A 20,011-nucleotide genomic window follows, 5' to 3' on the forward strand; every position below is an offset into this window, starting at 1 on the left:
TGTTTGTCTTCCCTGTTTTCGTTTTAGTGGATTACTTATAACAATTTACGAACTCAGTACGGAAGCGCTTTTGTGTATTAATTTTGAACAGTGCTCAGTCTTGTGCATATTAACGAAGCCTTGTAGTAGAGGATAAAAATGCGACTAGAGTCATTAAGTAACAAGTAAACTTGTCAATAATTTTGTTTTATTTTTGAATCAACCTATCATTATGCATGTATATGTTATGCTGATAAATTCATATTTGCCGTTTGTTAATTAATCAATGTAAGGACACATGTTTATGAGTGAAACGGAATACGATTACCCTTCGAGTTACAGCCTAGTTTCCATTACCGATACCTCCAGTTACATCAAATATGCCAGTGAAAACTTTAATGAAGTCGCGGGGTTTGATGAAGGGGAGCTTATCGGTAAACCCCACAATGTTGTGCGTCATCCTGATATGCCAAAACAGGCTTTTAAAGATTTATGGACTCACCTGAAAACTGGCAAACACTGGATGGGAATGGTCAAAAATCGACGTAAAAACGGCGGCTATTATTGGGTTGACGCGTTTGCTTCTCCTATAAAATCTAATGGTGAAGTTGTGGAATACCAATCAGTGAGATTTAAACCTGAGCGTATACACATCCAGCGAGCGGAAAAAGCGTATTCGAAGCTTCGAAATAATCGTAAGCCGTGGAAAATGTATCTTCCTCGTACACGTTTGTGGATGAGATCGGCCTTCTTCCTTTTAATTTCAAACCTTCTTGGCTTACTCATTCTACAAATGAATCAATCACCAGTGATAGCGTTTGGCGTTGTTGCGTTACTTTCCGTTTTCTCTATTTATGTATTAACCAGACCAGTTGAGAAGCTCGCTAAACAGGCTAGGCAAGACTTCAACAATCCACTCATGGAATATATTTATTGCGGAAGAATCAACGATCTGGCTGAGATTGAGCTGGGTATGAAGATGCGTAAGCAATTTGCCAATGCGCTATTGGGGCGCGTTGGCGTGTCTGTAAAAGACTCTTGCGAAAAAACGCGCGCAAGTGCTAACAGTGCTGCGACAAATAGCCAGCAAGTGACGGAGAACTTAAGCGCACAGAAAGTGGAGATTGACTCGGTCGCAACAGCGGTCAACGAGATGCAAGCCTCTTCATCTGAGATATCAAATAATGCTCAAGCGACCGCCGAGGCTACGTTAGAAGCGCAAAATACGATGATAGACAGCCGTAGCGTTATCGATAATGTTAACCAATCGGTACTAGAGCTGGTGGGTGAGCTCGGCGAAATATCTAAAGTGGTCATACGTTTGAACCAACAAACCGAGCAAATTGGAACCGTTGTTGAAGTCATCAATGGTATTGCCGAACAAACTAATTTATTAGCGTTGAACGCTGCAATTGAAGCCGCGAGGGCAGGCGAACAAGGCAGAGGGTTTGCCGTTGTAGCAGATGAAGTGAGAACCTTAGCTAAAAGAACTCAGGAATCGACAACAGAGATTAAATCGGCCATTGAAGGGATTCAAAATGGGAGCAAATCAGCGGTTTCTGCGTTAGAGAAAGGTAATGAAATGTCGACCGGAACGGTAACATTGCTAGGTACTGCTTTGGATAGCATTCAACAACTGGAGTCCCTTGTTCAGGACGTCGTCGAACGAAACCAACAAATTGCGGTCGCGATAGAAGAGCAGGTTTATGTAACGGATGAAATAAATGAAAACATCCAGTCGCTTAATTTAAAGTACAGTGAATCGTATGAACTGATGACTGAAACGAATCATATGAACACCAAAGTGCAAAATTGCACCAATGACCTGTCTGAAATGATTAAGAAGTTTGCTTAAACTTTAGAAAATCGAAGTTAAAAGCCCGCTAAACATTAGCGGGCTTTTAACTGGAATATAGTGAAGTGCTGGATTCGCTTACGAGCGAGGATTTCTAAATCTCGTTTTTGTAAGAGCTAAAACGACGAGAGCTCGCAATAAATGCGAGCTCTCTAAATAAGTGGCGGAGAGATAGGGATTTGAACCCTAGATACGCTATTAACGTATGCCGGTTTTCAAGACCGGTGCTTTCAACCACTCAGCCATCTCTCCGTTGTGGGCGGTATAATAAGGAGCATAGTCCGACTTGTAAAGTGCTGAATTATAATAGAAGTACTGTTTGCTTGTTTTATGATCACTGATGTGATGTTGGACAGTTTGAAAACGGAGTGAAAAAGGGACAAAAAGTACCAATTTATAGAGTTTTTACTTTATATTGGCGCACGTCAATAAAATGGTGTTTTATTGTTATCTTGCTGATATATAAGACATAACATGCTTTTAGGGTACATGTGTTCGCCCGAAAGTATTTGCAAGACTTTGTGAACTAATTCAAAATTAACTGGTATAGCCAGTTGTGCTTAGAATTCTTAAGGGTGTTTATGAAGGTCACAAATCTATTTAAAGACAAAGTTGATGCGATTTCTGCTCATCAATCCGAGTTTATGAATTGGATGTCTCCAACGTTACGCGATTATTGGAGTGACTTTTTGGGGAAAGCTCAAAATAGCTTTCTTTTCTCAAAAGTTCGTGATCACCAGCAGCCAGCCGTCAACGAAGAAGTTGCACCTCAACCTGCACCGATCGTAATGGCACCTGAGGCTCAAAAGCTTTATGACGAGTTAAGTGAAAAAATTGGCGAAGTTATTCACACTGGTGATTGGGTTCATGTGTCTCAAGAACGTATTAACCAATTTGGTGCGGTAACGGAAGACATGCAATGGATTCATACTGATCCAGAGCGTGCTTCAACTGAATCTCCATTTAAGACAACTATCGCTCATGGCTTTTTAACATTAGCATTGCTGCCTAAACTGACGGATTCAGTCGATCCAGACAAGCCAATGTTCCCAACAGCTAAAATGGTAGTTAACTTGGGTTTAAACCAAGTCCGTTTCCCTTACCCTGTCAAAGCAGGCAATAATGTTCGTGCAGTCAGCACGTTAACAAAAGTAACGCCAATCAAAAAAGGTTTGGAGATTGAGCGCGAAATTAAAGTGGAAATTGAAGGTATTCGTCGACCTGGTGCGGTTGTGGTCTCTGTAATTCAACTGCATTTCTAATTCCGAAACCGGATAGAACACGACATAGTAAAAGAGAGCATCAAGGTGCTCTCTTTTTCATTTTTTACTGATTAAAGTTTTTTACTGGCGTATAACCGTAACCTGCAATCGCTTTTTGTCCCTGCTCTGAACGAAGGAAAGCGATAAAACCTTTACCTGCATCGCTAATCTTATCTACTTTGTATAGCACTAGGAATGGTCGCGCCAACTTGTACTTATGATTGCTAATGTTTGTCGAGGTTGGGTCAATACCATCTAACTGAATCGCCTTGATCGAGCGATCTACTGACCCTACAGAGATAAAACCAATGGCGCGAGTGTTATGGTTAACAATGGTTTTTACCATGCTGTTGCTGTTTACAACCAAGTTGTTTGGGCTGATATCCGAGACAAGGCGATCATTAACGATTTTGGTCAGTCCCAGCAAGCTTTCGAAGCTGTAACGTGAACCTGAAGACGCTTCTCTAGTAACCACCGCGATAGGCTGATCTGCGCCCCCGACCTCTTTCCAATTCTTAATTTTACCTTTGTAAATATCAAATAGTTGTTGCTGAGAAAGGTTTTCTACAGAGTTGGTACGGTTTACAACAACAGCGAGGCCATCATAAGCGATAGGGTATACATTGAGATCTTCACCTTTTTCGCTTTCAGTCAGATAGCGAGAGCTCATGCCTATTTCGGCTACTCCTTTATTGACCATGGTGATACCAGCACTCGAACCAATGCCCTGAACAGCAACGTAATCGTCTGGGTGTGTTTTGTTGTATTCCTCTGCAAGTACATCCATCACACGAGCAACCGACGTTGAACCCGAGATGTTGATTTCTTTTGCAATGGTAGGGAGGGAGACTGCTATGGCCAATAACGTCGCCACAGTAAAACGTAACATATTAAACTCCATATACGGGATAAAGCAGAGTTTATGATATTGCGTTCAGGTTACACTTTTGTGAACTGTTAGCGCTAAACAGGGGAATTGTTTCTAGTCAAGAGGTGATGGAGCTAGCGTTTCCAAGTGGATTGAGATGATAATCTGGGTAAATGATAATATAGCTATCTTATACTTGAGTTAGGTAGATAACTACCATCGGTGATGATGTAAAGGTTATATACTAGGATCGACAGCTCTAACTATCATCCATCGGGAGAACGTTGATGTCAGTGTCCCAAATGGCGACAAGTCGTTTATACAAATCAGTTCAATCGCTCTGCTCTGCGCGTAATGCTAACTTGCCTGTCGAACAGGGCAAGTGCCTCTATGAGCTAGTAGAAAATGGCGTTGAGCTTCATCGGGCGCATTTTCTCCTCGACTCCCAGCATAGCGAGTATACTTCTCCCGTCGCGAAGATCATGTTTGATGAGGACAACCAACTTTGGTATTTCTATGTTCCCACATATCACAACGAGCTGTTAAGGTGGGTGCCTTATAAGCCACTTCCATTTAGCCGAATGCTTGAGGACTTACTCAACGAGTTGGAGCGCGATCCTCAAGCGTGTTTTTGGGAATAGGGCGAGCCCAACGGATGCGAATGCCGACATGATTTATACTTTAGGCTTAACGACTTGGTTTCTAAAGTCTTTGGGGGTCATGTTGTAAACGGATTTAAATGCTGTACTGAAATGCGCTGCACTTTTAAAACCAGACTCAAACGCTATTTCTGTTATTGATTTTTCTGACTTGCGCAGTTGGGTTGCTGCGAAGTTTATCCGTTTCACCTTTAATATCTGAGAAAACGAAAGATCATCTGCGGCGAGGCGACGTTTCAAGGTCGCGATGGACATGCTCATATGAGCCGCTAAGCCTTCTAGCGTGATGTCTTTTTCAATATTACCCTCAATGTACTTAATGGCTTTTTGAGAGTCGCTCAGGCTACTTGCATCATCTATGATAGATAGGATGTTTGGCTCTACCTCAACCATCAACGACAGCAATGCCATTGCGATATGGCTTTGTGTGTAGTCTGGAGCGTTGCGACTCGCTAACTTAACCAACATGTCCTTCAATTGTGCTACTTCGCTACTGGATTGCGTTGAAAAAGGATAGAAGCGCCTTTCTTCCGTTTTGGAACGTAGCATCGGGTGCGCTTTCTTAAAGTCACAGAATATGTTTGGGTTGAAGACCAAAGCCAGTGCTTTAAAGCCACCGTCACTAGAGACGGCTTCTGCACTGCTCAGATCTGCGGAGTTATAGAGTGTGAAATCTCCGGCTTTAAGTTCAAATTGCTCACCATTAGGTTGATGAACTAATAGGGCACCTTCTTCAACAATATATAATCCATTATGTGTTGCAGTGTAACGCTCACTTTTGCGCGCAGTGAAGTGATTAAAGCGAATGATCTCAATGTTCGGCATACTCGTTCTTATCGTTTTACATAACAAATAAAAAAGGCGCTCAATAGAGCGCCTTTTAACTTCATTCGGTATTATTCACTTACAGTCTGTTCTGTTTGTGCTGCTGGTTGTTCAGCGAATACCTGGGTTGGCTTTGCAACTAAACTGCGGTTTTCTTGGTTTACGTCCGTAAGGACAATTTCCAATGTATCCCCAAGTTTGTATACGACCTCTTTATCGATAGAGATGGTACCGTTGTCGCCATTGCACTCAATTCTTTCTTTATTATCAAGAATTAGTGCACCAGGAATAAAGGCTGCTGCGCCATTTTCGAGAAGTCGGACACGTGCGCCTGCACGATTAATATCGAAAATCTCACCTGTGAAACAAGTTTTCTTGCTCGGCTCATCAGCAAGCGTGCGTGCATATAGCCAATCTGAGACATTTCGCTCAGCGATTTTATGATGTTTACGATGTAGAGCTAGCTCTTCGCCTACTTGGTCATCTGGTTTTTGTACGGGTTCTTTACCAAGGATGACGGCCTTCAACATACGGTGGTTGATCATATCACCGTATTTACGAATTGGTGATGTCCAAGTTGCATAGATGTCTAAACCCATTGCGTAATGAGGCAGAGGCTGATTACCCACTTCACTGTATGCTTGGAACTTACGAATACGGTTATCTAGATAAGACGTTTCTTGAGCAGCCAACCAGCGGCGCAACGCAGCAAAGCCTTCTAGCGTAGCAATAGACTCCGCTGTGAACTCCAACTGGCCTTCTGGATTGACAAGTTGAACCACTTCTTCAATCTTCTCGTTCTTGATACCTGCATGCGTATTGAAGACACCTGTTTCAAATTTATCGCGTAATGTACGACCTGCACAGATGTTTGCGGTAATCATGGATTCTTCAACAAGACGGTTTGCACTGCGGCGCATGTCTGCGTGGATAGCGATTACATCGTTATCTTCACTGAGCTCAAAACGGTAGTCAGGACGATCAGGGAAGACCACTGCGTTTTTCTCACGCCATTCAGCGCGAGCAAGAGAGAACTCATAAAGATCACGAACGATAGTCGCGATCTCTTCAGATGGCGTCCATGCTTCAGAGCTGCCGTTTTCTAACCAATCAGACACGTGATCGTATACTAGGCGTGCATGTGATTTGATGTTTGCCGCGAAGAATTTAATATTGTCGCCAATCACACCATCTTTACTTACCGTTACGGTACAGCAAATAGCAGGGCGGGTTTCTCCTTCAATCAGAGAACATAGGTTGTCCGCTAAATCGCGAGGTAGCATCGGGATGTTGCGGCCTGGAAGATAAATAGTATAGCCACGCTCACGCGCTACTTTATCCATTTCATCTTCAGGTGTGATGTAAGCGGTTGGGTCCGCAATAGCGATGGTGAGTTCGAAATCGCCAGATACGGTTTTCTTCGCGTACAGCGCATCGTCCATATCTTTAGTCGATTCACCGTCGATAGTGACGAATGGAACATGAGTCATGTCTACGCGTTCTAGCTCCGCGTCGTCTTTTAGTTCCCAGTTATCGATGCCTGCTGGCTCAGAGTTTGGTAGATCGTTTTGAGCAAGCGTTACCCACCAAGGCGCAATTTTATCATTCGCGTCAGTGATTTTTTCAGAAATTTCTACGAAGAAAGAGTTATCGCCTTTTAGAGGGTGGCGAATAAGATGTGCGACAACCCAATCACCTTCGGCGAACTCGTCAGGTTTTAGACCTTTCTTTAGTTTCGCTTTAAGAGATAGCTTTTTAAGCTGTGGGTGATCAGGTGCTACGTTGAGCTTGCCTTTGAACATTTTTACTCGACCAATAAAGCGAGTCACGGCTTGTTCCAGCAGCTCTTGTGGCTCTGCAACTTCGCGTTCATTTTCGGTGCGGATAATGGCGATGACTTTGTCACCGTGCATGCACTTTTTCATGTACGCAGGCGGGATGAAGAAGCTCGTCTTACTGTCCACTTCCAAAAAGCCAAAGCCTTTATCTGTGGCTTTTATTGAGCCTTCTTTTTTAGGCAGGTTTTCTTGGATTTGCTGCTTAAGCTGAGCGAGTAGTGGGTTATCTTGAAACATCTTTTCTTAAATTACCTATGGAGTTGGGCACACTATAATCATTGCGAGCTATTATTACTACCTGTGGAGCGTAATTTCGCCGTGAATTTTGCCAATTTAACCACGAGAAATTGGCTTAAATATTGATGAAATTCTCATCTGTGAGTTACGCGAATCTACGGGGAATGGTAGGGTTGGTGGAAAAATATGCTAAAAATACCATTGTTGAGAATAAATTGTGATGTAATTCAATTTTTTCTGGATTTTTTTATGCTTTTAAGGAATAATCCGCCTCCCTTAGTCGTCCCTAATGGCTTATCGCGGTTGTGTACTGTGCTGTGTTCCCGTCTGAATGGAATCAGTATCTGGATGGATCAGTATCGAATTGGAAGAGCATATGGGACTGTTTTTTTGTTTAATTAAGTAGGATCCCAATGCAAGATTCTGTTATTCAATTCAGTGATTTATCTCTGAATGATTCTATCCTTTCTGCTCTAGACGGAATGGGTTTCGTGTCACCAACTCCAATTCAGGCTGCGGCAATCCCACACCTATTGGAAGGTGCTGACGCGCTGGGTAAAGCTCAAACAGGTACAGGTAAAACAGCAGCGTTCTCTCTGCCTCTTCTCAACAAACTCGATCTAAACCAACGCAAACCGCAAGCGATTGTACTTGCTCCGACTCGTGAGCTGGCAATTCAGGTTGCAGCGGAAATGAAAAACCTTGGTAAAAACATCAAAGGTTTGAAAGTTCTAGAGATTTACGGTGGCGCATCTATTGTCGACCAAATGCGTGCTCTTAAAAGTGGCGCTCATGTAGTTGTCGGTACTCCAGGCCGTGTTCAAGATCTTATCAATCGCGAACGTCTACACCTAGACGAAGTTAGTACTTTCGTTCTTGATGAAGCAGACGAAATGCTAAACATGGGTTTCGTAGATGACGTAACTGCGATCATGGAGCACGCTCCAGAGTCAGCACAACGCGTTCTGTTTTCTGCAACTATGCCTCCAATGCTGAAGAAGATCGTTGAACGTTTCCTTCGTGACCCTGTAACGGTTGACGTTGCTGGTAAAAACCACACTGTAGACAAAGTTCAACAACAGTTCTGGGTAGTGAAAGGTGTAGAGAAAGATGAAGCAATGTCTCGTCTTCTTGAAACTGAAGAAACTGACGCGTCAATCGTATTCGTACGTACTCGTCAAGATACTGAGCGTCTGGCTGACTGGCTATCTGCACGTGGCTTCAAAGCAGCTGCACTGCACGGTGACATTCCTCAGTCTCTACGTGAGCGTACTGTTGATCACATCAAACAAGGTGTTATTGACATCCTAGTTGCAACTGATGTTGTAGCTCGTGGTCTTGACGTTCCACGTATTACGCACGTATTCAACTACGACATCCCATTTGATGTTGAGTCATACATCCACCGTATCGGTCGTACTGGCCGTGCTGGACGTAAGGGTAAAGCGATCCTTCTAGTTCGCACTAACCAAATTCGTATGCTTCGCACTATCGAGCGTGTAACTAAGTCATCTATGGAAGAAATCCAACTTCCTCTACGTGACCAAGTTGCTGAAGCTCGTCTAGCTAAGCTAGGCGCTGAGCTTGAAGCAGAGAAAGAGCACAAAGCACTAGACAAATTTGCTGAGTTGGTAGAGAAACTACAAACTTCTCTAGACATCGACCCAGCAACACTTGCTGCTATGCTTCTTAAGCGTCAGCAAGGCAAACGTCCTCTGTTCTACATTGGCGAAGACCCAATGGTTGAAGCAATTGAGCGTGACAAGCAACGTCGTAAAGAGCGTCGTGAAGGTGGTCGCGATGGCGGTCGTAACTTCAACAACCAAGACTGGGATACTTACCAGCTTCAAGTTGGTCGTGAGCAAGGCGTTCAAGTTAAAGACATCGTTGGCGCTCTAGCAAACGAACTAGGTCTAGGTAAAGGTTCTATCGGTGCGATCAAGCTAGCTCAAGGCCACACATTCGTACAGCTACCTAAAGCAATGACTTCAGACGCGGCGAACAAGCTAAGCAAACTACGTATCCGTCAACAAGATGTTGGTGCTGTAGTATGTGATTTCGATGATTTCCGCGAGTCTCGTGGTGGTCGCCGTGACGGTGGTCGTCGCGAAGGTGGTCGTCGTGATGGCGGTGGTTACCGTGGCAACCGCGAAGGCGGCAATCGTGGTGGTGATCGTCGTGAAGGCGGTCGTCGCGAAGGTGGTTTCCGTGGTAACCGTGACGGCAACCGCGATGGTAATCGTGAAGGTGGCGAACGTCGTTTCGATCGCAACCGTGGTGGTGATCATCGTGGTGCACATCGTGGTGAACGTGGTCACGGTCGTGGCCGTCGTACAGACGCATAATCACGAGTGATTAAAGCGACGGTTTAAGTTGCTACAAAAAGAATTGAAAGCCGAGCAAAGCGCTCGGCTTTTTTATGCGCGTCTAATACGGTTTTGCTTTTCATCGTGTTTGTTTACCCAACTTATTACTTCGTCTAAGGGCAGGGCAGAACAAGTAACCCTGAATGATGTCACAGCCTCGACTTCTCAAAAAATGCAGTGTGTCCATGTCTTGAACGCCTTCTGCTACGACCGAATACCCTAATCCATGTGCTAACGCAATCGTGTTCTCAACGATAGAGCGGGAGCCTTCAGTGCGGCTTGCTGTGAAAAGAAATTAACCAGCTTACCTTGAAACGTATTATCAATCTTTCGACGTTTTTGAGGTTATCTCATAATTTGAATCAGTCATTGGCCTTCAGGTTGTGTCGTGTCTTCGATAGACTCAAAGCAGTATTTACGATTAGGGAGCCCAGTAAGAGCGTCATGGACAGCATTGCGCTTCTCTCTTTCAGCAACGGTATGAAGCTCGAATATCGAATCGTTGCTCCACTTAATCACCAGCACGACAAAGATACTGCCGCCAAAAAGTATAAGAGAAACCCCCGTTTCTAAGAGAGAAGCAATAGGTTTTTGCATGATGGCGTGCAAAAAAACGGCATAAGCAAAAATGAAACAGCTGATTAACAATAATAGGAAAGTCCACCCGGTTACGTCAGTTTTCGAGCAGATGTTTTTTGTCATCTGCCATCCCCAGCAGAGCAAAATCGAACCTAAGATCACTAATAGAAATGCAATAGTGGGCACATGATTACCCCGATTTATTGATTGGTTTGTTATTTTTGTTCACCCAATAAACAACGTATCTTATATATCTGACTTTGTACAAATTGACCTATTCATAAATTATCTTTAACAAGTGATATCTTTTAGCCTTCAAATAAAATGAAAACTTGCTACAGATCAACAAAATTTGTTCAATCAAATCGGTTTTACTAAAAGATTGTTGAAAGATTAAAAAATTATTGAATAATAGAGGGGCAAACAAGAAGTACGCAGCGCACAAGCGCTATTACAACCTCTGCTCTACAACAGGATAACTATTTCATGTCTAATTCGTTTGTACTGGTGATCAACTCTGGTAGCTCTTCATTAAAATTTGCTGTTATTGATTCTGAAACCGGTGAAGCTTTGGTATCAGGTATTGGTGAGTGTTTTGGCCTACCTGAAGCTGAAATCAGTTGGAAATATCAGGGAGAAAAAACCGTTGAAGCAATTCCAGCTGGTGGCAACCATCATCAGTACGCTGTTGAGCGAGTGGTAAAACTACTCGATACTCTAGGTTTGAGCTCAAAATTTGTCGCTGTAGGCCATCGCATTGTCGCAGGCGGTGAAACCTTTAAAGGAACTGTGAAAGTTGATGAAACAGTTATTCAAGAAGTAGAGCGCCTTGCTGAACTTGCACCACTTCATAACAAAGCGAACGCTGAAGGCATGAGAGCGGCAATGGCGGCGTTCCCTTCACTGCCTCAATTTGCTGTATTTGACACTGCTTTCCACCAAACAATGCCAGCCAAAGCCTTTATGTACGCACTTCCTTACGAGCTTTACGAAGAGCATAAAGTGCGTCGTTACGGTGCTCACGGTACAAGCCACTACTACGTAAGCCGTGAAGCAGCGAAAATGCTAGATAAGCCGGTTGAAGAAAGCAGCTTTATCACTGTGCACTTAGGTAACGGTGCATCAGTGAGTGCGGTTAAAAATGGCGAATGTGTTGATACAAGTATGGGTTTGACGCCGTTAGCTGGCCTAATGATGGGCACTCGCTGTGGTGACCTTGATCCAAGTGTTATCGAGTTCCTTTTCCGTAAAGGCTGGGAAAAAGACGAAGTGTTCGAGATGATGAACAAGAAGTCAGGTTTCTTAGGTGTATCTGGTGTGACAAGTGATGCTCGTGGCGTACTAGAAGCAATGGAAGCGGGGAATTCACGTGCGAAGTTGGCATTTGAGATCTTCACTTACCGCGTTGCGAAATACATTACTTCCTACCTAGCGGCTCTGGATTCATTAGACGGCATCATCTTCACTGGTGGTATTGGTGAAAACTCACTACCAATTCGTCGTGAAATCTTGAAAAACCTAAAACTTCTAGGTTTTGTTGAAGATGAGAAAGGTAACGAAGATGCAAGATTTGGTAACGCAGGTGTTATTGCAACATCTGAGTTGTTAGGTGCCAAAGCTCTTGTTATTCCTACTAACGAGGAATTTGTGATAGCTAAACAATCGGTTGAACTATTGTAATATATAACGAAAACAGAAAGTTAAAAGCGAGCCTCGTGCTCGCTTTTTTATTTAAAGCAATTTGGCAATTACTCTTTGGGTTTCAGAGCTTCGCGCTTTTCGATTAAAAAATCCATCAAGACGCGGATTTTTTTCGGCATATGCTCTCGTGAAGGTATATATAAATAAAACCCTGGAAACTCTTTGCACCAAGGTGTCAGAACTCGGGTCAATCTTCCCTCATCTATGTGCTTTTCCACCCATAAATCAATATGCTTTACTAAACCCACACCCTGTATTGCAGCTTGTAACATACTACAGTCATCATTAAAAATAGCATTGCCTTTAGGCTCGAAAACGAGGGTGCGCTTTGCAACATCTGGAGAGGTTAGCGACCAATGATCAATTGTTCCGCTAGAGGTAAAACGATAAGCAAGGCAATTGTGACCTTCTAAATCCTCAGGAGTTTGAGGTAGTCCATTTTGCCTAAAGTATTCAGGAGAGCTCACTATTGCCGTTGTTAACGGCGGAGTAATAGGGATCGCAACCATATGTTCATCTAAGCTTAATCCTAAGCGAATGCCAGCGTCAACGCCTTCTGCGACGATGTTAGAAAACCCATCATCCATGATTAGCTCTAGGCGTATTTTAGGATAACGAGAGAGGAACTCACCTAGATAGGGCTCAATAAGCAGCCGAGCAGCGGTTCTTGATACACTGATACGGATTAATCCCGAAGGCTCAAGATGAGAGTCGTTCAATTCGTTAACGACCTGCTCAATGTTCACCAATGAAGGTTGCAAAATATCAAGCAGACGTTGGCCTTCTTCCGTCAGCGACATACTTCTGGTGGTTCGATTAATTAACCGAACTTGTAGCTGTTGTTCTAACGCTTTTAGGTGTTGTGATAAGGCAGCACGGGTTACCCCCATTTCTAAGGCTGCTTTAGTGAAACTGCGATGGCGAGCAATATGTGCAAACCACGTCAGTGATGAAATTAAAGAAGGTTCTATTCTCATTTGTTAAGTATAACTAAACAGTCATGTAGATAAAACGATATTTATCCGAAACAGTGTGTTGACTAATATTACATCGAAGCTTAGGTCAGCCTGAGATGAACAGTTAACCTCTAATGGAGAATGTCGCTATGTCTAAAGTCACTTTCAAAAATCTCAATGGTCAAGGTATTGAGATTTCAGCGGTTATCAACTTCCCTACAGATTTTGATGCAAGTAAACAATATGCGGCGGTTGTTGTTTCACACCCAGGTGGTGGCGTAAAAGAGCAAACCGCAGGCCTATATGCGAGTAAACTTGCAAAAAGCGGCATAATTGCCATTGCGTTTGACCGTTCGTATCAAGGTGAAAGTACAGGTGAGCCTCGCCAAATGGAAAACCCTTACACGAGTACTGAAGATGTGAGCGCAGTCGTCGACTATCTGACAACGTTAGAGTACGTCGATAACGATAAAATTGGCGCAATGGGGATTTGTGCTGGTGCGGGCTATAGTGCAAATGCAGCGACCAATGATCGTCGAATCAAAGCACTGGGTATGGTTAGTGCCGTAAACATTGGCCAAATGTTCCGTAATGGTTGGGATAATTCGGTTAACGATGCTGACGCTGTTGGTTACTTAGAATTTGGTTCGAATGCTCGCACAACCGACACGAATGGTACAGAATTCGCGACTATTCCTCTAGCTCCGATGCGTGAAGAAGATGCCTCAAATGCAGAGCTACGCGAAGCTTGGGAGTATTACCACACACCACGTTGTGAACATCCAAATGCGCCGGGTTTTGCTCTAACTCGTAACTTAAACCAGATCATTACTTACGATGCGTACCACAAAGCGGAAGCATTCCTAACTCAGCCAATTCTTGCTGTCGTTGGTAGTGACGCAGGCAGCAAATGGATGAGTGATGACCTGATAGAACGTGCTGCGAGTTCAGATAAAACCTTGTATGCCATTGATGGTGCAAACCATATGTCGCTTTATGATGTTGCCGAATACGTCGATGACGCAGTATCCCAACTCGCATCTTTCTTCCAACGCACTCTTTAATATTCCCGATGAAAGGCTCAATTGCTTCGAGCCTTTCTGCTCTCAAGGCTTTTTACTCTTAAGGTATTGATTATGAATATGCAAAAAATCACTTTTAGAAATGCTGATATGTCTTGGGATATGTCTGCATTAATTTTATTCCCAGAAGGCTTCAATGAATCGAAACGCTACCCAACAATGATAAGTGTTCATCCTTTTGGTAGTTGTAAAGAACAAACATCCAGCGCTGTCTATGGTAAAGCCCTTGCTGAGTTAGGTTACGTCGTGATCGCATTTGACGCGAGCTTCCAAGGAGAATCGGGGGGATTGCCTCGCTACGTAGAAGACCCAAGTCAACGTGTTGAAGATATCAGTCGCGTTATCGACTATGCAGTGACTTTACCTTATGTCGATGAGAATAGAATTGGTGGACTCGGTATCTGCGGCGGTGGTGGTTACATGATCAATTCAGCCCTAACCGAAAAGCGCTTGAAAGCTGTCGTAGGTATTACGCCTGTTAACTTAGGTCGCTTGTTCCGTGAAGGCTTTAGTATGTACGACCCTATCGCCAATCTTGAAGCTATGGCTGCGCAGAGAACAGCCGAAGCTCGCGGCTCAGAGCTGAAAATCGATGAACTTCTTCCTCCAAATATTGAATTTGCAAAAGAAAATGGATTAACAGAACGAGACGTGTTCGAAGCTACTGAATACTACAAAACATCACGTGGACAAACCGAAGGTGGTGCAACTCGTATGCTGTTTTCACATGCACAGAAAACACTGAGCTGGGATGCCTTTGCATTTGCCGAAACGTTATTGACTCAGCCTGTTATGGCCGTGGTAGGGCAAAAAGTCGGGGCGTTTGGTGCTTATCGTGATGGGCAGGAAATTTATGGCCGCTCTGTTCAATCAAAAGACCGACAGCTGGTTAATTTGGAAAACTGGTCTCACTATGAACTGTATGACCATCCAGAAGCAGTCGGCATTGCAATGGACAAGGTTTCAGCATTCCTTGAAACACACTTAAAATAATCTAATAAGTTAGAAGCGTTTTGTAGAGTTGCAAAGCGCTTATTTTTAACAGCGTAAGATGTAGTTCGAAGCGAGTAGGTCGGTAAATCTTCGTGCGAATAACCTCATCTACAGGCTATTGACTAAATACCACTGCCAAATACTGTTTAAGACAATGTACACTGAAACCTAATTAAAGGCGTTAGATAGGAATGAAGTTTAATTTATGCGCAAATCAGATAAGAAGGTCGAGAATCTAATTAGAGGAGTGTTGACCGAAGTTTGTGAAGATACGCTAAAAGGCTACGATGGCTTTCTTTGGGTGACTCATACCGTCAAATTCTCTTCTTTTCCACAAAGTTTAGAAATAGTCTGCGTATTCGAAACGAAGCAAGATCGAGCTAACTTTTTTGAAGGAGAGGGCCGCCAGCATGTTTCCACAACTATTCAAAAGGCATTTAATAAGGCAGGAGTGCAACTAAAGAACGCCAGTAAGCAAATCAGTTACGATACAAAACAAAAGTGTTAGTGCGGGCAGCAATGGTCCGTAATAAAATGGTGCTTGGCTACCTTGCTATAAAAATGCAAAGGGCACTGGATGGGCAATGAAGCTTCAGCTCACTTAGATATACATCGGTGTAACTATGAGTTATGGAGTTATGGAGTTATGGATTGTGAATACGGTTGGTTTTCTAATGTTGCCTTAAGAGGCCATGAGCCTTAAGAGGCCATGATTAGTCGTTTACAATGAGTAAAGTACAAACTTCTGCATGGTGGATATCCGCAGAAAATTATTGAAAAGAAAGGCTCTAGCTGGAGCGGTCTATCATTTTCTTTGGGTTACCTCGACTATGAATAGCTTAATTGCTATGTTTCGCAAAATATATGGATATTCTTCTGCTCGTTATCTTCAGATGCCGTGCAGAAGAATGTGTTTGCCGGCTGAGGGAAAAATGAAAACCAAAATAATAATGTCTTTTCTACTCGCTACATTATGTGTCAGTGTCAGCGCCAGTACGAATGAGCCGAAATACCATTCTGCGCTAACAGTCAAAACGGGATTCAGTGAAGACAGAGACAAGCCTGTGGAAGTCTATTATTGGTATCCCACAACGAACGAAAAAAACAACTTCTCGTTTGGTAGGGGGAACATTTTTAAATCAGTCGAAACGCAGTTAGATGCCCCTTTAGCAAGTGGAAAATTTCCCGTTGTGCTTTTGTCGCAGGGCGGAACACGGTCAGCGTTTTCCCACAGTGGTTGGATAGCCTCGAGCCTGGCGCAACAAGGTTATGTCGTTGTGGTACCAAAGCCTCCTGCACCGAACGAAATCAATGCAGAAATGGCTGTTGATGAAATCACATTCAGAACCAGTGATTTGGTGCTTGGGCTGAACGAATTAAGTTCGGTCGGGATACTGTCCGGAGGCGTAGATACTGATGCAGTGCAGGGGGTCGGCTTTTTTCTGGGCGGCACATCTATGCTGATGCTCTCCGGAGCGCAAATAAGCCCGGAGAAATATCGAACATCGTGTCACAACGCCACCAATGTAGACTGTCATTGGTTACGTGAAAATAACGTTGATATTACCAGCATCCCGGATCAAAAATTCCCCCGATTTCAGTCTGAAAACAAACTGAAATCGGTCGTCGTTATCAACCCTGAGCTAACGAAAACTTTTGTCCCTGAAACTCTGGCCTTGATGAACAATGCTATCACCGTGGTGGCGCTCTCTGATCGGCTACATCCCGCACTGACACCAGCCGAATCACTTGTTGCTCTTCCCAATGTGACGTTTCAAGAGATTCCTAGTGCGAGTCAGTTTAGTGCGTTCGCAGAATGTACTGAGCGTGGCATTAAAATTCTCGCATCAGAAGGGGAGGAAGCACTTTGCCAGGAGCGTGACGAGGTTTCCAGAAAGGACAATCACCAGAAAATTTTGGATGTAATTCTGACTAGCCTAACAAAGCCACAAGAATAGCAACAATGTGACACTTTCTTACACATTGTCTGTTCGAGTAAGCAAAGCGAGGAGTAAGTTTTGTGCAGGCTTATCCCTCCACCATACTGCAAGACATACTAGTGACCGTATTATTTGCCTTAATTAAGTACTTGTCCCAGCATTTTAAAGCTTAGAAGAACACACAAAATACCAACGATTTTCTTAAGAACTTTATTTGGGAAATACGCTGCACAACGCACGCCGAGGCTAGTAGTTAAGTAGCTACTAATGGAGAAGCTGATCATTGCAGGAAGGTATATGTATCCTAAGACTAAGTTGTTCCAATCTGTATTTTCCCATCCGTTTAACATGTAACCGAGGCTTCCTGACAGCGCGATAGGGAAACCTATCGCAGCAGAGGTACCAATAGCACGTTTTACCTCAAAATTTTGCTGGACAAGATAGGGGATGATCAACCCCGCACCGCTTATAGAGACAAGTGCTGATACAGAGCCAATCACCGAGCCTACAGTGATATTACCGATAGCCCCATGTGGGTTAGGGTTGTACTCATTTTCAGTGTTGAGGAACATCTTATAAGCAACATACAACATGAATACGCTGAAAAAGCCTGCCAGATAGACGCCTCGTAGATACGATGCTACGAATGTGGCGCAAAATGTTCCGACTAGAACTCCGCTCAACATTTTTACTACCATTGTCGAGTCTACATTCTCTTTTTTGTAGTGAGCGCGCATGCTGCCCAATGTTGTAATAATCATCGAAGCCATTGATGTCCCCAACGCAAGATGCACTACTTCCGTATCAGCTATTCCCTGTAGTGAAAATAGAAACGCAAAAATAGGGACGGCCATTCCACCACCACCCACACCAACGAGTCCTGCGAGAAAGCCAATGCCCAAGCCTGCCGTAATGTAATAGATAATAAAGATAGGTTCGTTCATGATGGTTCTGCCTTCGATAAAATGGTCGTTGCTAAAATGTTACTCGAACGCTAACTTGCTATGGTAACGTTAAGAGGACAGAAAATAATGAATAATGGCCAAAATGGAATTGAGTAAATAAAGTGACAAACTCTGATTACAGCGAATGGAAAAATGGCGCCGCACTGATCGTTAAGGAGTGGCAGCATGAAAGGAGCGACTTCAACCATTTGGATCAACGGCCACATAATTGGCACAGTCATCATCGAGGCCAGTTACTGTGTATAGATGAAGGGCTAATTCAGGTCAAAACCGATGAAGGAACGTGGATACTACCACCTCACCGAGCTGGTTGGATCCCCCCGGGTTCGATGCACAGTGTTTATTTTTGTGGTTCTCTGAAAGGTCGTTCATTACTGTTTACTCCAGAGAGTTGTGAGCGGTTTCCAATGGGACCTTGTGTGATCCAACTGAGCGATGTGTTGAAAGCCCTATCGGTTAGAGCATCGATATGGAGCAAAACAGACGATCTATCCATACAGTCTTTACGTATTCTTGCCGTAATATCCGATGAAATCGTCAATAGCCCTCATGAGTCACTCCACATCCCACTGCCCAGAGATCCGAGACTGCAAAAAGTTACTCAAGCAATTTTAATAGACCCAAACAGCAAACATTCTGTGGAGCATTGGGCCAATATTGGGGCAGTCTCATCTCGGACGTTAAGACGATTGATTCGAAGTGAGTTAAACATGAGTTTTAGTGAATGGCGGCAACAAGTACTGCTAATACATTCATTAGAAATGATAGCTCGAGGGGAATCGGTGGGAGATATTGCACATGCTTTAGGTTATTCGACGCCCAGTAACTTTATTGCGATGTTTCGTCGGGTCTATGGCGATTCACCCACGCGTTACTTTTCTAATCGCGGAATATAATTTCCGTGCTCGCATGCTCATGATGTTCCCCTAATTATCTTTAATCAAAAAAGGTAAATATTGAAAATATTAATTGTTATGTTATAACATTTCCTTGTTTGGGGCTCTACAATTTGTTGTTTAAAGAATTGATCTCACAACCAGTAGTCTCCTATTGAGAGAGAGTAAACGTTGATTTCTTCACAAGCGCTGTCTGACTTGACTCTACATGGGGTGGGACTGTGTCAATATGTCCGTGAACTAGAGCGAAATCGTAACGATTACTAGGTCTCATAGCCCTAGAAAATCAACGTTATTAAAACCTTTACCTGACCTTTTTAACGCTTGGGAGGAAGATATATGAGCATTGATGTAGTTGAGAACCCGCTTCGTGTCCAAACAACATCATCGTTGGCGATATCGACATCAGCGAACATACTTAGCGACATCTACAAACCAGAGCACAATATTGCCATATGGCAGCGAACGCTCTCGAAAGAGTTGACGAAGGACATTAATCTGATGCTGGCTCAGGAGCCTAGATTGGCACTGGTACAAAGTGTCACGCCAGATGATGCTGCACAATGGGTACGAAGCAAGTTAGAGGGCTATGCGTGTGCTGATGCGCTGAGTGAAGATGTTGCTTTAATCGTCGATATGTTCTGCTGTTTGTTTGAGGTTAAAGAAGCAGGTTTGAGACTAACTCGCCTAGACAGCCCGATGTGCCCGAAATTTCACTTTGATCGTGTGCCTTGCAGACTTGTCATAACTTATACCGGCCGAGCGACCGAATGGTTAACCAACGATACCATTGATCGCACTAAACTCGGTGCCGGTAGTCTTGGTCAACCTGATCACCTATCGGGCTTATACGACTCTGAAAGTGCCATACGACGAATGCAGCCTGGCGATGTTGCCCTGCTCAAAGGAAGTGGTTGGGAAGGCAATGAAGCCACTGGACTTATACATCGCTCTCCACATGTTGCAGATAATGAACGTCGCTTACTACTCACATTGGATTTCATCTAGAG

General features: G+C 43.7%; 16 protein-coding genes, 1 tRNA gene and 1 pseudogene. 11 read left to right on the top strand and 7 right to left on the bottom strand.

All coding sequences use genetic code 11. The features are described 5' to 3' along the window. Positions 1-283 precede the first annotated feature (283 nt). Positions 284-1,834, top strand: coding sequence for a PAS domain-containing methyl-accepting chemotaxis protein (locus tag H9L11_RS19850; RefSeq protein ID WP_025768974.1), 1,551 nt, complete (start codon positions 284-286; stop codon positions 1,832-1,834). Between the two features lie 161 nt (positions 1,835-1,995). Here the strand turns inward: H9L11_RS19850 and H9L11_RS19855 are convergent. Next, positions 1,996-2,086 (bottom strand) — tRNA-Ser (locus H9L11_RS19855). A 329-nt stretch (positions 2,087-2,415) separates the two neighbouring features. Here H9L11_RS19855 and H9L11_RS19860 point away from each other — a divergent pair. After that, entirely contained in the window at positions 2,416-3,096 is a 681-nt protein-coding gene (locus H9L11_RS19860; RefSeq protein ID WP_005375670.1) for a MaoC family dehydratase, read from the top strand. Positions 3,097-3,160: 64 nt separating this feature from the next. On the opposite strand, the gene H9L11_RS19865 is transcribed toward H9L11_RS19860, so the two are convergent. Continuing rightward, positions 3,161-3,985, bottom strand: coding sequence for a phosphate ABC transporter substrate-binding protein (locus tag H9L11_RS19865; RefSeq protein ID WP_064354614.1), 825 nt, complete (start codon positions 3,983-3,985; stop codon positions 3,161-3,163). Between the two features lie 266 nt (positions 3,986-4,251). Here H9L11_RS19865 and H9L11_RS19870 point away from each other — a divergent pair, with 266 nt between their 5' ends. Continuing rightward, entirely contained in the window at positions 4,252-4,605 is a 354-nt protein-coding gene (locus H9L11_RS19870) for a DUF3024 domain-containing protein (protein ID WP_017635751.1), read from the top strand. A gap of 33 nt (positions 4,606-4,638) precedes the next feature. On the opposite strand, the gene H9L11_RS19875 is transcribed toward H9L11_RS19870, so the two are convergent. Beyond that, a complete protein-coding gene (locus H9L11_RS19875; RefSeq protein ID WP_053307810.1) occupies positions 4,639-5,448 on the bottom strand; it encodes an AraC family transcriptional regulator in 810 nt (269 codons plus the stop codon). Between the two features lie 71 nt (positions 5,449-5,519). Next, positions 5,520-7,523: an exoribonuclease II gene (rnb, locus tag H9L11_RS19880; protein ID WP_170890049.1), complete on the bottom strand. Its 2,004-nt coding sequence runs from the start codon at positions 7,521-7,523 to the stop codon at positions 5,520-5,522. Between the two features lie 413 nt (positions 7,524-7,936). On the opposite strand from rnb, the gene H9L11_RS19885 reads away from it, so the two are divergent. Further along, positions 7,937-9,868, top strand: a complete 1,932-nt coding sequence (locus tag H9L11_RS19885; RefSeq protein ID WP_104976537.1) for a DEAD/DEAH box helicase — start codon at positions 7,937-7,939, stop codon at positions 9,866-9,868. Between the two features lie 72 nt (positions 9,869-9,940). Here the strand turns inward: H9L11_RS19885 and H9L11_RS23680 are convergent. Further along, positions 9,941-10,591 (bottom strand): annotated as a pseudogene (locus H9L11_RS23680) (EAL domain-containing protein). A gap of 363 nt (positions 10,592-10,954) precedes the next feature. Between H9L11_RS23680 and H9L11_RS19895 the strand changes: the two are divergent. Beyond that, entirely contained in the window at positions 10,955-12,148 is a 1,194-nt protein-coding gene (locus H9L11_RS19895) for an acetate/propionate family kinase (RefSeq protein WP_005375697.1), read from the top strand. A 68-nt stretch (positions 12,149-12,216) separates the two neighbouring features. Here the strand turns inward: H9L11_RS19895 and H9L11_RS19900 are convergent, their stop codons facing one another. Further along, on the bottom strand, positions 12,217-13,146 hold the full coding sequence (locus H9L11_RS19900; protein WP_054574369.1) for a LysR family transcriptional regulator: 930 nt from the start codon (positions 13,144-13,146) through the stop codon (positions 12,217-12,219). Positions 13,147-13,274: 128 nt separating this feature from the next. Here H9L11_RS19900 and H9L11_RS19905 point away from each other — a divergent pair, with 128 nt between their 5' ends. The 4 genes from H9L11_RS19905 to H9L11_RS19920 all read left to right on the top strand — a co-directional run bounded on the left by H9L11_RS19905 (position 13,275) and on the right by H9L11_RS19920 (position 17,158). Then, complete coding sequence (locus H9L11_RS19905) at positions 13,275-14,189, top strand: alpha/beta hydrolase (RefSeq protein WP_158173134.1); 915 nt, start codon at positions 13,275-13,277, stop codon at positions 14,187-14,189. Between the two features lie 72 nt (positions 14,190-14,261). Continuing rightward, positions 14,262-15,200, top strand: a complete 939-nt coding sequence (locus H9L11_RS19910; RefSeq protein WP_017635745.1) for an alpha/beta hydrolase — start codon at positions 14,262-14,264, stop codon at positions 15,198-15,200. 205 nt (positions 15,201-15,405) lie between these two features. Further along, the gene (locus tag H9L11_RS19915) at positions 15,406-15,708 is read left to right on the top strand and encodes a hypothetical protein (RefSeq protein ID WP_054579645.1); all 303 of its coding nucleotides are present in this window, start codon (positions 15,406-15,408) and stop codon (positions 15,706-15,708) included. Positions 15,709-16,132: 424 nt separating this feature from the next. After that, complete coding sequence (locus H9L11_RS19920; RefSeq protein WP_132936369.1) at positions 16,133-17,158, top strand: hypothetical protein; 1,026 nt, start codon at positions 16,133-16,135, stop codon at positions 17,156-17,158. A gap of 119 nt (positions 17,159-17,277) precedes the next feature. On the opposite strand, the gene H9L11_RS19925 is transcribed toward H9L11_RS19920, so the two are convergent. Further along, complete coding sequence (locus H9L11_RS19925; RefSeq protein WP_053307804.1) at positions 17,278-18,084, bottom strand: sulfite exporter TauE/SafE family protein; 807 nt, start codon at positions 18,082-18,084, stop codon at positions 17,278-17,280. Between the two features lie 122 nt (positions 18,085-18,206). On the opposite strand from H9L11_RS19925, the gene H9L11_RS19930 reads away from it, so the two are divergent. Together H9L11_RS19930 and H9L11_RS19935 are read left to right on the top strand one after the other, a co-directional pair. After that, complete coding sequence (locus H9L11_RS19930) at positions 18,207-19,001, top strand: helix-turn-helix transcriptional regulator (protein ID WP_104976541.1); 795 nt, start codon at positions 18,207-18,209, stop codon at positions 18,999-19,001. Between the two features lie 339 nt (positions 19,002-19,340). Continuing rightward, entirely contained in the window at positions 19,341-20,009 is a 669-nt protein-coding gene (locus tag H9L11_RS19935) for a DUF1826 domain-containing protein (protein WP_025767648.1), read from the top strand. The last annotated feature ends 2 nt before the right edge of the window (positions 20,010-20,011 follow it).

The sequence above is a fragment of the Vibrio sp. sp1 genome (assembly GCF_016920955.1).
Taxonomy (GTDB): domain Bacteria; phylum Pseudomonadota; class Gammaproteobacteria; order Enterobacterales; family Vibrionaceae; genus Vibrio; species Vibrio alginolyticus.

What these genes read in the sequence shown, in the direction of transcription:
- H9L11_RS19850 (WP_025768974.1), top strand. Translation starts at nt 284, where the DNA reads ATGAGTGAAACGGAATACGATTACCCTTCGAGTTACAGCCTAGTTTCC.
- H9L11_RS19860 (WP_005375670.1), top strand. Translation starts at nt 2,416, where the DNA reads ATGAAGGTCACAAATCTATTTAAAGACAAAGTTGATGCGATTTCTGCT.
- H9L11_RS19865 (WP_064354614.1), bottom strand. Translation starts at nt 3,985, where the DNA reads ATGTTACGTTTTACTGTGGCGACGTTATTGGCCATAGCAGTCTCCCTC.
- H9L11_RS19870 (WP_017635751.1), top strand. Translation starts at nt 4,252, where the DNA reads ATGTCAGTGTCCCAAATGGCGACAAGTCGTTTATACAAATCAGTTCAA.
- H9L11_RS19875 (WP_053307810.1), bottom strand. Translation starts at nt 5,448, where the DNA reads ATGCCGAACATTGAGATCATTCGCTTTAATCACTTCACTGCGCGCAAA.
- rnb (WP_170890049.1), bottom strand. Translation starts at nt 7,523, where the DNA reads ATGTTTCAAGATAACCCACTACTCGCTCAGCTTAAGCAGCAAATCCAA.
- H9L11_RS19885 (WP_104976537.1), top strand. Translation starts at nt 7,937, where the DNA reads ATGCAAGATTCTGTTATTCAATTCAGTGATTTATCTCTGAATGATTCT.
- H9L11_RS19895 (WP_005375697.1), top strand. Translation starts at nt 10,955, where the DNA reads ATGTCTAATTCGTTTGTACTGGTGATCAACTCTGGTAGCTCTTCATTA.
- H9L11_RS19900 (WP_054574369.1), bottom strand. Translation starts at nt 13,146, where the DNA reads ATGAGAATAGAACCTTCTTTAATTTCATCACTGACGTGGTTTGCACAT.
- H9L11_RS19905 (WP_158173134.1), top strand. Translation starts at nt 13,275, where the DNA reads ATGTCTAAAGTCACTTTCAAAAATCTCAATGGTCAAGGTATTGAGATT.
- H9L11_RS19910 (WP_017635745.1), top strand. Translation starts at nt 14,262, where the DNA reads ATGAATATGCAAAAAATCACTTTTAGAAATGCTGATATGTCTTGGGAT.
- H9L11_RS19915 (WP_054579645.1), top strand. Translation starts at nt 15,406, where the DNA reads ATGCGCAAATCAGATAAGAAGGTCGAGAATCTAATTAGAGGAGTGTTG.
- H9L11_RS19920 (WP_132936369.1), top strand. Translation starts at nt 16,133, where the DNA reads ATGAAAACCAAAATAATAATGTCTTTTCTACTCGCTACATTATGTGTC.
- H9L11_RS19925 (WP_053307804.1), bottom strand. Translation starts at nt 18,084, where the DNA reads ATGAACGAACCTATCTTTATTATCTATTACATTACGGCAGGCTTGGGC.
- H9L11_RS19935 (WP_025767648.1), top strand. Translation starts at nt 19,341, where the DNA reads ATGAGCATTGATGTAGTTGAGAACCCGCTTCGTGTCCAAACAACATCA.